The sequence below is a fragment of the Stenotrophomonas sp. STEN083 genome (genome assembly GCF_056759195.1).
In genome coordinates this window covers 5,001-18,782 of the sequence record NZ_JBRRCU010000006.1, presented here as the reverse complement: position 1 = coordinate 18,782, position 13,782 = coordinate 5,001, and the positions used below count along the sequence as shown (strand labels likewise).

The 13,782-nt window shown below is 62.9% G+C and carries 8 protein-coding genes and 1 rRNA gene (1 of these 9 cut by a window edge); 3 read left to right on the top strand and 6 right to left on the bottom strand.

Annotated features, from left to right (window positions below):
• Positions 1–175: 175 nt before the first annotated feature.
• The 5 genes from ACVOK8_RS03335 to ACVOK8_RS03315 all read right to left on the bottom strand — a co-directional run bounded on the left by ACVOK8_RS03335 (position 176) and on the right by ACVOK8_RS03315 (position 8,451).
• On the bottom strand, positions 176–3,100 hold the full coding sequence (locus ACVOK8_RS03335) for a TonB-dependent receptor (RefSeq protein ID WP_481565567.1): 2,925 nt from the start codon (positions 3,098–3,100) through the stop codon (positions 176–178).
• Between the two features lie 144 nt (positions 3,101–3,244).
• Positions 3,245–3,988, bottom strand: coding sequence for an SDR family NAD(P)-dependent oxidoreductase (locus ACVOK8_RS03330; RefSeq protein WP_481565566.1), 744 nt, complete (start codon positions 3,986–3,988; stop codon positions 3,245–3,247).
• Between the two features lie 75 nt (positions 3,989–4,063).
• Entirely contained in the window at positions 4,064–5,695 is a 1,632-nt protein-coding gene (locus ACVOK8_RS03325) for an EAL domain-containing protein (protein WP_481565565.1), read from the bottom strand.
• 96 nt (positions 5,696–5,791) lie between these two features.
• Positions 5,792–6,571: a sulfite exporter TauE/SafE family protein gene (locus ACVOK8_RS03320; RefSeq protein ID WP_481565564.1), complete on the bottom strand. Its 780-nt coding sequence runs from the start codon at positions 6,569–6,571 to the stop codon at positions 5,792–5,794.
• A gap of 269 nt (positions 6,572–6,840) precedes the next feature.
• Positions 6,841–8,451 (bottom strand): EAL domain-containing protein, encoded by a 1,611-nt coding sequence (locus tag ACVOK8_RS03315; RefSeq protein WP_481565563.1) that lies wholly within the window; start codon positions 8,449–8,451, stop codon positions 6,841–6,843.
• Positions 8,452–8,831: 380 nt separating this feature from the next.
• On the opposite strand from ACVOK8_RS03315, the gene ACVOK8_RS03310 reads away from it, so the two are divergent.
• Together ACVOK8_RS03310 and ACVOK8_RS03305 are read left to right on the top strand one after the other, a co-directional pair.
• The gene (locus ACVOK8_RS03310) at positions 8,832–9,227 is read left to right on the top strand and encodes a YchJ family metal-binding protein (RefSeq protein WP_481565562.1); all 396 of its coding nucleotides are present in this window, start codon (positions 8,832–8,834) and stop codon (positions 9,225–9,227) included.
• 292 nt (positions 9,228–9,519) lie between these two features.
• Positions 9,520–11,679: a lytic murein transglycosylase gene (locus tag ACVOK8_RS03305; protein WP_481565561.1), complete on the top strand. Its 2,160-nt coding sequence runs from the start codon at positions 9,520–9,522 to the stop codon at positions 11,677–11,679.
• Positions 11,680–11,775: 96 nt separating this feature from the next.
• Here ACVOK8_RS03305 and ACVOK8_RS03300 read toward each other — a convergent pair whose 3' ends face one another.
• A complete protein-coding gene (locus ACVOK8_RS03300; RefSeq protein WP_481565560.1) occupies positions 11,776–12,951 on the bottom strand; it encodes a benzoate/H(+) symporter BenE family transporter in 1,176 nt (391 codons plus the stop codon).
• A 675-nt stretch (positions 12,952–13,626) separates the two neighbouring features.
• On the opposite strand from ACVOK8_RS03300, the gene ACVOK8_RS03295 reads away from it, so the two are divergent.
• A 16S ribosomal RNA gene (locus ACVOK8_RS03295) occupies positions 13,627–13,782 on the top strand (it continues 1,389 nt past the right edge of the window).

Sequence of the window (13,782 nt, the reverse complement as noted above, 5' to 3'; positions counted from 1 at the left end):
CAGGACCGCCTGTCGCCGTCGACAAAGCTGCAACCGCGACAAACCAAGCGCGTTGGGTAAGCAGGAATTCCTGTGGGCTTGACGTTCGTGCCCAATGGCTTCGCGGCTTATGCCGCTCCTACAACAGCGGCATTGAACCAAGGGAGCCTCGCGGCTCCCTTGGTCGTTTCCCAACTCAGAAATCCATGCTGAGCTTGGCGTAGGTGTAGCGGCCGGGCAGGTCGTAGGTTCCCGGGTCATAGCCATTGAGCGTGCAGCTCAGGCAGATCGGCGGGTTCTTGTCGAACACGTTGTTGACGCCAACGCTGACCTTCATCCCCTTCATCCATGCATCGGTACGCCAGCTGATCTGGGCGTCGTGATAGGTGGTCGCGCCCAGCCAGTGCTGGTCGGCAACGCTGTCGGTGCAGATTGCAAAACCCTTTGCACCGGCGCAGCTTTCGCGCAGACGATCGATGTAACGCATCGTCCAGTTCACGTTCCAGTTGCGGAAGTCCCAGTTGGTGCTCAGGGTCGAACTCCACTCCGGAATCGAGCTGTCACTGACTTCAATGCCCGGTCCCTTCGGCTCTGGCTGCCCGGACTCTTTGACCAGCTCATAGCGGGATACCCAGGTCGCCTTCCAGTCGAAACCGAGTTGGCCCCAGCCGGTTTCCGGCAGCAACCAATGTGCGTTGAAGTCCCAGCCGCTGGTGTTGATGGTGCCGAGGTTGGCGAGGATGTCCTCGAAGCGGACAATCTGGCCGCGGTCGTTGCGGGTATAGCTGGCACAGGCAACGGCATCGCGGCTGTCGATGCAGCGGTCCATGATCGACTGTGCATCCGGTGCCTGGATCGCCTTGTCGATGGTGTGGCGATAGAAGGTCACGCCCAGGTCCAGTTTGCTGGCCCAGCTGCTGCCTTCGGCCCAGCTCGGGCTCCATACCGCGCCGGCCATGAACGAGCGGCTTTCTTCCGGTTGCAGGTCGCGGTTGCCGGAGGTCACCACCGAGATCTGCGGATTGGCCTGCTCATAGCCCGGCGGCACGCCATCGGCAACGCACTTGGGCGTGGTGGAAGCGGCGTTGTTGCAGGGGTCGACGATGGTGGCGTCGAAGCGGCTCAGCGTGCCGTACAACTCACCGATCGACGGTGCACGGAAGCCCTGTGCGAACGACATGCGCAGCAGCAGTTCATCGGCCGGTTGCCAGCGCAGGCCGATCTTGCCGGTGTTGGTGCCGCCGAAGGTGGAGTAGTCCGAATAGCGGCCGGCAATGCTCAGGTCCAGGCTCTTGCCCCAGAAACCATCGCGCGCCAACGGCACGTCAAACTCGACATAGGCTTCCTTCACCGAGTAGCTGCCGATGGTCACGCCTGAGGGCACGCCGTTGTATTCACCGGCGATGGTGATCGGGTCGGGATGGTACTCGCCCTTGTAGCGGCGCCATTCGGCACCGGCGGCGAAGGACACCGGCCCGGCCCAGATATCGAACAACTCGCCGGTGATATTGGCCGAGCCCAGCGACAGCGTGTTCTTGCTGCGGTCACGCACGATCGGCGAGATCCATGCCAGCATCTCGGGGGTGATCGTGCCGGGGCCGCCAAACAGATTCAGCGGCACACAGCCGGCAATCGCGGCACAGGCGGCGGGGTCACCCAGCGCCTGGTTGATGTGCTTGATGTTGTAGCTGCCGGTATTGGTCTGGGTGGCTTTGCTCTCACTGGACATCACGTTGACGTCCCAGTTCCAGGTGCGTTGGTTGACCTCGAACACGCCATCCAGCCCACCTGCGGCGTACCAGGTTTTCACGTCCTGCTCGTAGCGGCGCGGGCCACCTTCAACCGGTCGTCGGCCGAGCAGGAACAGGTTGGGATTGGCGCCCATCGTGGTCAGGTCGAAGCCGAACGGGTTGTACGGATTGTTGGCCGAGATCACCAGTTTGGTTTCGGCCCAGTCGTTGTACACACCGGCATCGGTGCCGAGGAAGATCGGTTCCGGTGCGGCCTGGTTGGCCGATTCACGCTCGCTGTAGAGGCCGCGCAACCAGCCGCTGACATTCGGGGTGAATTCAAAGCGCACCTGGCCGAACACCGACTTGCGTTCGTTCGGCGTCAGCAGCAGGTTATAGGGCGCGAAGTTGAACCGGTTGGCGGTGCTGAAGGGAATGAAGTCACCGGGAAAAGCAGTCCCGCCGGCAAAGCTGGCGCCGTTGGGTAAGGTGATGTTGCACGTCGCCGAGCCTGGGATTGGATTGCCGGCACCGTCCTTGCCCAGCGGACACAGGCCGCCATAGGTGTTGTTGCCATCCGGCGGTGCAAACACCGTGCGGCCTCCGGGTGTGGCCGAGCTGCCATTGGCAAGGCCGGTGCCGGGTACCGGTTCGCGCGCCCACAAGTATTCGGACGAGCTGATCTCTTTCTGCTTGAACCACGATGCGCCGACAATCCACTGCGCGCGATCGCTGCTGCCACCAAAACTCAGGTCGATGCTGCTGGTGCCGCCGCCCTTGAGGTTGTAGTCGCCGTACTGCACATCGACATGGCCGCCTTCGGCACCCTTCTTGGTGATGATGTTGACCACACCGGCAATCGCGTCGGAACCGTAGATCGAGGAGGCACCGTCTTCCAGCACCTCGATGCGGTCCACGATTGCCAGCGGAATGGTGTTCAAGTCCACCGACGAACCCACGCCCGAGCCGGAGGATTCATTGACCCAGCGGATGCCGTCCACCAACACCAGTACGCGCTTGGGCCCAAGATGACGCAGGTCCACGGTCGCCGCACCGGCGCCGACGCCGCCGCCATCGGGTGGAAAGCCGAAGTTACCGCTGGAGTTGAGCTTGGTGCTCAGCGATGCGCCGCTGGCGGTGAGGTGCTGCACCACGTCGGCAATCGAGCTGTAACCGGTACGTTCGATGGCTTCGCGGGTGAGTACCTGTACCGGAACCTGGGTTTCCAGTTCGGCTTTCTTGATGCGGGTACCCGTGACTTGAATGCTGTCCAGGGTCTTGGGCGTGCTGTCTGGAGCCTGTTGCGCGAAGGCCGCGCTGGGCAGCAGACACAACAGCGATAAGCGGACAGCGCAGCTGAGGCGGCGCGGGCGTAGCGGTAACAACGTCATCGGAATGCTCCTGGTGATTGCCGGACTACGTGCCCGCCACCATGACGGGCGTAGCCGATTTGTAAGCAATTCGTTAGGAGCAGACAAGCGGCGACGCCGCAATACGAACCTGAATCCGCGTAATGAAACGGCGGTTACATCATGTCATCGTGCTGAATAGCCACCGTCGACCAAGTGATAGCTCCCGGTGATGAACGACGCTTTGTCCGACAACAGGAAGCAGGTCAATGCCGCCACTTCCTCGGCCGTGCCCAGCCGTCCGGCCGGGTGCAGCGCCACCAGCCCGGCGTAGGCGCGGTCGTCCATGCTCCGCAGCAGTGGTGTATCGATGAAACCCGGGCCCACCGCATTGATCCGCAGGCCACGCGCGGAGTATTCCAGTGCCGCGCTCTTGGTCATGCCGATCAATGCGTGTTTGGCTGCCACATAGGCGGCAGCACCGGCCCAGCCGTTGCTGCCCAGGATCGAGGCCATGTTGACGATGGCACCGCCGCCACTGGCCAGGATCGCAGGGATTTCGTACTTCATCGAATAGAACACGCCGTGCAGGTTGACCCCAAGCACGCGGTGCCATTCTTCCAATGGGTAGTCCGCGGTCTGCAGGCTGGCGCCGCTGATGCCGGCATTGTTCACTGCAAGGTGCAGGCCACCGAAGCGTTCGTTGCAGGCATTGATCATCAGTCGCACTGCATCCGGATCGCTGACATCCACCTGCAGGGGCTGTACCCCTTCACCCAGCGACATGGCCACGGCGGTGGCAGCGTCGCCGTCGATATCGGCGGCCAATACCTGCGCGCCGCGCGCAGTCAGTTGCCGTACCATCGCCTCGCCAATTCCGGAGGCGGCACCGGTAACCAGCGCGATGCGGCCGGCAAAATCCTGTTGCATGGAGCGTTTCCAGAGCTACGGTCATTCCGTAGTGGGTAGGCTCCCGCGTTTGCCTTACCGGCGCATTGCGCGGGATCAATCCGGGGTGATGGCAGTTTTGTTGTTCGCTTCTGACTGCAACGTTGCATGCTGCCCAGGATGCGTATGCAACGGCACGAACGCACTCAGATCCTCTGCCCGCATAGGTCGGCCGAAGAAATACCCCTGTCCGTAGATCACGCCCTTGTCGCGGAAAAAATCTGCCTGCTGCTGGGTCTCGATCCCCTCCACCAGCGTCTGCATGCCCAAGCTGCGTGCCAGCTCGATGATGTGGATGGCGACCTGGCTGGTTACCGCTTCGGTGCAGGCGGTGGAGGTGAAACTCTTGTCCACCTTGAGGATGTCGAACGGATAGGTGGTCAGATAGGCGAGGCTGGAATAACCGGTGCCGAAGTCGTCGATGGCGATTTCGATGCCCATCGCGTGGATCGCCGCCACCACATCCTGCGCGCTGGCTTCCTCCAGCAGGCCACGCTCGGTGGCTTCCACCACGAATCGGCCATTGCCAATGCCTATTGCGCGTTGCATGTCCGCCAGCAGCTGCGGCGTCTCCATCGACTGCAGGTCACGCGGTGACAGATTCACGCCTAGTCGGAAGTTCGGGTATTGGCGGAAAAACCCGCTCAGGTCCTTGACCACCAGTTCCAGCACCCGCCGGGTAACCAGCTGGATCAGTCCGGCATCCTCGGCAAACGGGATGAAACGGTCCGGCGGCACCACGGTGCCGTCTTCGTGCTGCCAACGCAGCAGCGCCTCGGCCCCGACGCAGGTGTCGTCCTGCAGGCTGAACACCGGTTGGTACATCAGGAAAAAATGCCCCTTGTTGATCGCGCGCAGCAACTCGGCGCGCGTCGACCATTGGCGGCGAATCATCACCAGCGCCATGCCCAGCACGGCCAGCCCGGCAATGATGCCAAGCGGGATGAACCAGTGTGCGAACTGCGCCATGCGCGCATCAATTGCCGTCAGTGGCGTGGCCACGACTATCCCGGTGCCGCCGGGACGGAGCACACGCCGCACCACCAGATAGCCCGCTTCGGCATCCGTGAAGTGGCCGTCGTTGTCCTTGTCGGCCGTCGTTGTGGTCCAGCGTTGCAGCAGCGTGCCTTGTTGCGCGGCGTAACGGCCGTCCATGCTGTTGAACAGGCCCAGTGCAAGGTCGGGGCGGACGAACGGGGAAATCAGTCCGTCCGGGTAGACCAGCAGCGCGTAGCCGTTCTTCTCCAGAATCACGTACTCGCGACCGGGCAAGCCGGGCACCTGCACCTGGGTGTAGACCAGCACGCCGTCAGCTGCACGCAGGGGATGGAGAGGCAGCACGATCTGCCGCATCAACGCGCCGCCAGAGGAGCAGGCGACCTTGCCGTCCTGCAGGTACAGCGTGCTCTTGACGATGTGCGAGCTGATGCCGAAGCGCTGCATGCGCAGCAGCCAGGCTGGGCTGCAGGGGGCATCGCCGCTGCTGCGCATTTCCGCCTGCAGGCGCTCGATCACATCGATGGTGCTGGCCACCTGGCGGCTGATGCTGTTCGATACGTCATCAAGCAGCACGTATTTCTCGCGGATAGCCTGTTTGCGAGCTTGATGCAGCGAGTACAGCACCGGCACACAGGCAAGTATCGCGGCGGCAAGCAGCAGCAGCGCAGCGATTCGGTAGCGGTTCTTCATGGTGGCGCCATCCCCTTGTTGGCTTCTTACTGCGCCACTATGTGACGTACGTCAAGAATTTCCAGTGATGAAGATTTAGCTATGTGCAGGTAGGCTTCACGCCGGGCGGAAGGTATCCCAGGCCATGCGCGCGATCAGCACCACCACCAGCACCACAAAAAGCTTGCGAATCAATGGGGTGCCGCCGCGCAGGGCAAGCCGGGTGCCGGTCACCGCGCCCAGCACATTGGCGGCCGCCATTGGCGCCGCCAATGCCAGCAACACATTGCCGCTGGGTACGAAGAACGACAATGCCGCCACATTGGTCGCCAGATTGACCACTTTGGAGGCGGCCGAGGCACGCAGGAAGTCCAGCCCGAAGAACCGTACGAACAGGAAGATCAGGAAGCTGCCGGTGCCCGGCCCGAAGAAGCCGTCGTAGAAACCGATCACCCCGCCCATCGCCAGCGCGATCAGCAGCTCACGGCGGCCGACCTCGCGCGGCCGGTGCAGTGCGCCGAAGTCCTTCTTGGCCAGCGTATAGCCCAGCATCACGATCAGCAGGGTCAGCACCAACGGCCGCACCGCTTCCTTCGACAGCAGGGTCACCGCAGTGGCACCGAGGAAGGAGAACGCAAACGCCGCGGCGGCCGCCAGCAATACCGGCCGCCATGGGAAGCGCACCGCGCGCGCATAGCGCAGCGCCGAGGCGCCGGTACCGAATACCGAACTGAACTTGTTGGTCCCCAGCAAGGCCGCTGGCGTCTGCTGCGGCAGGGCAGTGAACAAACCCGGCAGCTGGATCAAGCCACCTCCGCCGACCGCCGCATCCACCAGCCCCGCGATGAAGGCGATGACCAGCAGCCACGGCAATTCGGGTGGGATCAACTCCAGCATGGCAACTCCGGCGCAGGGCGCGACAGCATACGCTCAGTACAGCAGCGCATCGCTCGGAACGGTACCGAGCGTCGATGAAGATGGAAGTATGCAGACATCTCCCGCCTTTCCCTGTGGCCGCTACCTCGCCAGCCCGCCGCAGCGGGCGCCAAGTCGCTGGCGTGTTCGCGTTACAGCGCCTATGTGCTCAAGCAGGTCGATTACCTGCCGGCCAGTTGGTACCTGCCAACATACCCGGCGACACGCTAGTCCAAAGCGGACTGCGTGCGCTATGCGTGCGGCAGCTGCTCGCGCGGCGCTGGTTGATACGCACGGGTGTCGTCAGCCACAAACTGAAACAGCGCTTCGGCACTCATCGGCCGGGCGAACAGATAGCCTTGGCCATACAACACCCCCCGGCAGCGGAAGAAGTCGGCCTGCTCGGCGGTTTCAATACCTTCGGCCAAGGTCTGCATGCCCAGGGTATGGGCAAGGTCGAGAATGTGCTCCGCTACCTGGCTGGTCACAGCCTGGGTGCAAGCGGTGGAGGTGAAACTTTTGTCCACCTTGAGGATGTCGAACGGATAGGTGGCCAGGTAGGCCAGACTGGAATAGCCGGTGCCGAAATCATCGATGGCCAGTTCTATGCCCAGTGCGCGGATAGCGTCGAGCACGCTCAATGCACTGGTCTCTTCCAACAGCGCACGTTCAGTGGCTTCCACCACAAACTGGCCACAACCCGGGCCGATGTTCTGCAGCATCTGGCCCAGCAGCTGCGGCGTCTGCTCCGATTGCAGATCGCTGGCAGCCAGGTTCACCGCAAGACGGAAGGCCGGCATACGCCGCAGGAAGCTGCTCATGTCCCTTTCCACCAGGTGCAGCACCTGGCGTGTGATCTGCTGGATGAGCCCGGATTCTTCAGCGATGGGAATGAAGCGGTCAGGCGGCAGTACCGTGGCCTCTTCGTACTGCCAACGCAACAGTGCTTCGGCGCCAACGCAGCGGCCATCGTGCAGATCGATCAGTGGCTGATACAGCAGGAAGAAGTGGCCCTTCTTGAGTGCACGCAGCAACTGGTTGCGCGGTGAGAGCTGGTGCCGGCTGAGCAGCAGCACGCTCGCCAGCACGCTCAAGCCGATCACGATACCCGCCGGGATGAACCAACGTCCGAACCGAGCCATGCGCGCATCGATGTTGGCAATTGGCGTGGCGACGATTACCCCGGTGTCGCCGGTCTGCATGATGTGCCGCGCAACCAGGTAGCCGGCGTCGGTATCCAGAAAATGGCTTGCTGCTTGCGTGGCAGTGGCCGGTGATGCCCAGTGATCGAGCATGACGCCGTCGCGGACGCTGTAAAGGCCGCTGTGAGGCGTGAACAGGCCCAGCGACAGGTCGGCGCGAACGAACGGCGCTATCACACCCTCCGGGTATACCAACAGCGCATAGCCCTCCTTCTCCAGTACCACATAGCTGCGGTCATTCACGCCGGGCAGTCGTGCATCGGAATAGACACGGACGCCATCAGCGCGCTTTGGCGACGCCGGCCCAAGCACCAACTGCTGCATCAACGGATCGCTGGAGGAACAGACCACGCGGTGGTTTTCCAGATACAACGCGGCGATGGAGATCTGGGTTCGCGCCGCTACCCGTTGCAGATGCTGGATGCCTGCAGGCTTGCAGGCGGCCTCACCACTGACGGACATTTCGGCATGCATTCTGGCCAGCATGGCGAGTGCGTTGCGCACGCGTCGATCAAGCCCTTGCGCCACATCATCCAGCTCCCTGTACTTGTCGCCGATGGCTTGTTGTCGGGCTTGATGCAGCGCGTACAACACCGGAAGACAACCCAGCAGCAAACCTGCAAGCAGGAAAAATGCAGCGATCACATGGCGGTGTTTCATGCGTGCCCCATCCGGGGAATGGCGGGAGTCGCGCAAATATGTGATGTGGATCGCTAAAAAAACAATATGCAGATAACTGTCCAAAAACAGCGTGGTTACACCCCGCGCAAGCTGTTCCCTTCCATGCGCGCGATGAATATCGCCACCAACGCAAGCAAACGCTTGCGTATCAATGGCGTGCTGTCCGCAGTGACATCCGCATGCCGACCACGGCGACACCGACCCTGGTTGCTGCCATGGGTACAGTGAAGGGCAGTGGCCATGGCAGTTCGGGTGGAATCAACACCAGCATGGCAACGCCGGCGCAGAATGCGACGGCATGCGCTCAGCACGCGGGGTCTTCGCTTGGAACCGCAGCGTCTGTGGATGAAAATGCAGCGATGCAGACATCTCCCACTTCTCCCTGTCCCTGCGGCCGCGAACAGACCTATGCAGCCTGCTGTGGCCGCTACCATGGCGGCCAGGCCGCGCCGGATGCCGAGTCACTGATGCGTTCGCGCTACAGCGCCTATGTGCTCAAGGACGTCGACTACCTGCTGGCCAGTTGGCATCCGGACACTCGCCCGGCCACGCTCTCGCTGGAAGACGCGCCCGGTCAGCGCACGCAATGGCTGGGCCTGAGCGTGCAGCGGCATGCAGTCACTGGCGAAGACACCGCCGAAGTCGTGTTCACCGCCCGCTACCGCGTAGGCGGTGGCAGCGCGGTAAAGATGCTCGAGCACAGTCGCTTCCAGCGCATCGACGGACGCTGGTATTACCTGGATGCTGCGGGCTGAAGCACGCGGCTCCCCGCGCACCGCGGCGGGGGCGAGGCAGCGGCAGCGTTCCCCAGGTAGAGCCGGGCCATGCTCGGCTGGAGCTCCACCGGTGACGCCTCTGCCGAGCATGGCTCGGCACTACGCTTTCGCTCCCTCCCTTGCGCCACGCGCAGGGGAGGGTGGGGGAGGGATGCTCTTGGCTTTTGGCTTTCGCCTCCCCAGACAACTTCAGCCTCGCGGCTCACGCCGCTCCCACAACCAAACGCAACCGCACCGCTTATCATCAGGCTCCAGTGCAAGGAGCGTATGGATGAACCCGATCAACCTGCTGCGTGCAGGCACCACGATGGCAGCGCTCACGCTGGCCCTCTCTGCCCAGGCCGCGATCACCGACTTCGGCAGCTGTGGCGCCTCACTCAAGACCACCGCCGTTGCCCAAGGCATCAGCGGCGAAAAGTTTGATCAGGTTTTCAGCAACATCACTCCAGACCTGAGCGTGCTGCCGCTGCTCGACGCGCAGCCGGAGTTCACCACCCCGATCTGGGACTACCTGGCCGCGCTGGTCGACAGCCGCCGTATAGCCGATGGCCGCGCGCTGCTCACCCAGCACCGCGCGCTGCTGGATCAGGTCAGTGCCCAGTACGGTGTTGATCCGGCCACCATCGTCGCGGTCTGGGGCGTGGAGAGCGATTACGGCCGGGTGTTCGGCAAGCGCCCGCTGCTGCAGTCGCTGGCCACCCTGTCCTGCAACGGCCGCCGCCAACCCTTCTTCAAGGGCGAACTGTTGGCCCTGCTCAAGCTGATTGATAAGGGCGACTTGAACCCGACGGGCCTGACCGGCTCCTGGGCCGGCGCCTTCGGCCACACCCAGTTCATGCCGTCGACGTATGCCCGCATTGCCGTGGATGGCGACGGCGATGGCCGCCGTGACCTGGTGGCCAGCATCCCGGACGCGCTGGCCTCCACCGCCAATTACCTCAAGCAGTCCGGCTGGCGCAGCGGCCAGCCATGGGGCGTGGAAGTTCGCATTCCGGCCAATTTCAATGCCGCACTCGCCGGCCGCACCAAGCGCAAGCCGCTGGCGGGCTGGCGCGCGCTGGGCATCACCCTGGCTGACGGCAAGCCGTTGCAGGTGTCGGCGATCGCCGACGACAGCAACGCCGCCCTGCTGTTGCCGGCCGGCACCAAGGGCCCGGCCTTGCTGGTGTTCCGCAACTACGACGCGATCTATTCCTACAACGCCGCCGAAAGCTACGCCCTGGCCATCGCCACCCTGGCCGACCGCCTGCGCGGCGGCACCGGTCTGAGCGCGGCCTGGCCCACCGATGACCCCGGCATCGGCCGCGATGAGCGTCGCGAACTGCAGACCCTGCTGCTCGCGCGCGGGCACGATATCGGCAGCGCCGATGGCATGGTCGGCACCGCCACCCGCCGCGCCATCCAGGTCGAACAGCAGCGCCTCGGCTGGAAGAACGCTGACGGCCGTGCCGGCACCCGCATCCTGCAGGCGCTGCGCGACGCCAAGCCGGCGCAGCCCACCGCGTTCCGGCTGCCGCCCAATTACCAGCAACTTGTCCAATCACCGATCGTACGGAGCAACGTTTCAATGAGGGATGTGCAGGGCCTGAGCACAGGCGACTTCAAGGGTTTCACCGCCTGGAAGGTGGAAACCCCGTTCTCCACGGCGGCCATCAGCGTGTTCGGTGGGCAGTTGCTGTCGTTCGTGCCCAATGGCGGCCAGGACGTGATGTGGCTCTCGCCCAGTGCCAAGCAACCGCCCACGCCCATTCGTGGCGGTGCGCCGGTGTGCTGGCCGTATTTCTCGCGGCAGGGGCAGGGCAATGACGTGCCCGCGCATGGTTTCGTACGCACCGTCGTTTGGGAGCTGCGCGATGCCCGTCGCGAAGCCGATGGCAGCGTGGTGTTGACCCTTGCACCGCCGGTGATGGAGAGCCTGAGCCTGCGCCTGCAGATGGTGGTGCGCATTGGCCGCACCCTGGAGCAGGAGCTGATCACCGAGAACACCGGCAGCCAGGCGACCAGCTTCACCCAGGCCCTGCACAACTACTTCAACGTCAGCGATGCCTTGAAGGTGGATGTCACCGGACTGGACGGGCTCACCTATCTGGACAAGCTCGACAACGGCAACGCGCATGTGCAGAAGGGCGACTGGAACCTGCGTGACCCGCGTGATCCGGGCCGCAGCGATCGCCTCTACACCCAGGCCGGTGGCCATTACGTGCTGCGCGACCCGGGTTTCAAACGGTCCATCGACATCAGCACCAGCGGCAGCCGCACCGCCGTGGTCTGGAACGCAGGCGAAGCCGGGGCAGCAAAGATGGACGACATCGGTGCAGCGTGGCGCAACTACGTCTGCGTAGAGGCCGCCAACGCGGGTCCCGACGTGATCGAGCTGGCGCCCGGTGGCCGCCACACACTCAAGCAGGTGTTCGAGGTCAAACCGCTTTGAGCGTGGAAGCCCCTCTCCCGTCGGGAGAGGGGTTGGGGAGAGGGTGGGCGGAGCCTCCAGCCCTCAACAGTCACAGTGGGCTTGGCTGCCCAACAATCAGCGCCGCAGCACCAGTAAGGTGATCACGCCGGCCACCAGTCCCCAGAACGCAGAGCCAATACCCGCCATCGACAGCCCAGACGCCGTCACCAGGAAGGTCACCAACGCCGGCTCGCGCTCGGCCTCTTCCTTCAACGCCACCGCCAGACTGTTGCCGATGGTGCCGAGCAGGGCAATACCGGCCAAGGTCGCGATCAACTCCTTGGGGAACGCAGCGAACACCGCCGCCACGGTCGCACCGAACAAGCCGATCACGATATAGAACACGCCAGCACTTACTGCTGCCGTATAACGCCGCGCCGGATCCTCATGTACATCCCGGCCCATGCAGATCGCCGCGGTGATCGCGGCCAGGTTCAAGGCATAGCCACCGAATGGCGCCAAAGCGGTATTGACCACCCCGATCCAACCGATCACCGGTGAGATCGGCGCGTCATAACCCGAGGCCTTCAACACCGCCACGCCCGGCACGTTCTGCGAGGCCATGGTGACGATGAACAAGGGCAGGGCGATGCCGAACAACGCCGCCCACGACAGCGTCGGCACGGTGAACACCGGCAGCGCCATCTGCAGCTGCACCTGTTCCATGTGCATCAGCCCCTTGCCGCTGGCGATCGCCACACCTACCAGCAAGGTCGCGATCACCGCATAGCGTGGCAACCAGCGCCGCCCGATCAGATAGGTGGCAAACATCAGCAACACAAGCAATGGCTGGGTGTTCACCGAAACAAATACGTCCAGGCCAAAGCGCAGCAGCACCCCGGCCAACATGCCCGAGGCCAGCGACACCGGAATTCGCCGCATCGCCTTCTCGAACACGCCCGAGAAACCAGCCACCGTGCCCAGCAACGCGGCCAGCACAAACGCACCGATCGCATCGGACAGCGGCAGCGTGGTCGCCCCGACCACCAGCATCGCCGCACCCGGCGTAGACCAGGCCGTCACCACCGGCATCCGGTAGCGCAGCGACAGACCAATACAGGTCACGCCCATGCCGATGCCCAGCGCCCACATCCACGACGCAATCTCGGCCTGCCCGGCACCAACGGCCTGTGCCGCCTGGAACACGATCACCGCCGAGCTGGCAAAGCCCACCAGCACCGTAATGAAGCCGGCAACCACGGCAGGCAACGAGAGATCACGGAAGAACGAACGCGGAGCCGGATTGGTCATCTATATAGAGGTGCAACGGATCAACCCGCATTGTGGCCCAGCAAGCAGACCAGCAGGCCCCAGCAAAGCCTGCCGAAGACAAATCCTATATCCGGTCATCAGGAGGCCGGAAAACAGTTAAAAGAGCGAAAGTGCCACCCGAAAGCACCCCCACACTTTGCCAACTCTGGCTCCAACCCCCAATTTGCCGCTCTGCAACAAAAAGTGATTGCGATTTTCACAAAGATGTCTAGAATCCACCTCCTCGCTTCACGGCGCCGATCACAGCAGTGACCGACACCAAGAAACGACGTCACCAGCCTCGAAACAGGGTGTTGACGGAAACAAAAAGCCTGCCATAATAGGCGGCTCGCTTCGACGAAAAGCCTTCGGGCCAACGCTGAAGCCGCCGAGTCAGCAGCCTCTCAAAAAGGTGTTGACGAAGCAGAAAAGCCACCATATAATGGGCGGCTCGCTACGACGGAAACGTCGCAGCCTACGAAGAAGGCGCTGAGGCCTGATTCGAAGCTCTTTGAAAGTATGCGCAGGTATCTTGTGAGGACGCCTGCAGGAATGGATGACTGTCCATCTTGCAGACGTTTAATCAAGCAATGATTCAATTGTTTTAATGCAAGCGAAACGTTGCCAGTGGTTGAACTTCTGCAGCTAAAGTATTTGTCTTCGGACATGTAGTTTTAAGTGAAGAGTTTGATCCTGGCTCAGAGTGAACGCTGGCGGTAGGCCTAACACATGCAAGTCGAACGGCAGCACAGGAGAGCTTGCTCTCTGGGTGGCGAGTGGCGGACGGGTGAGGAATGCATCGGAATCTACTCTTTCGTGGGGGATAACGTA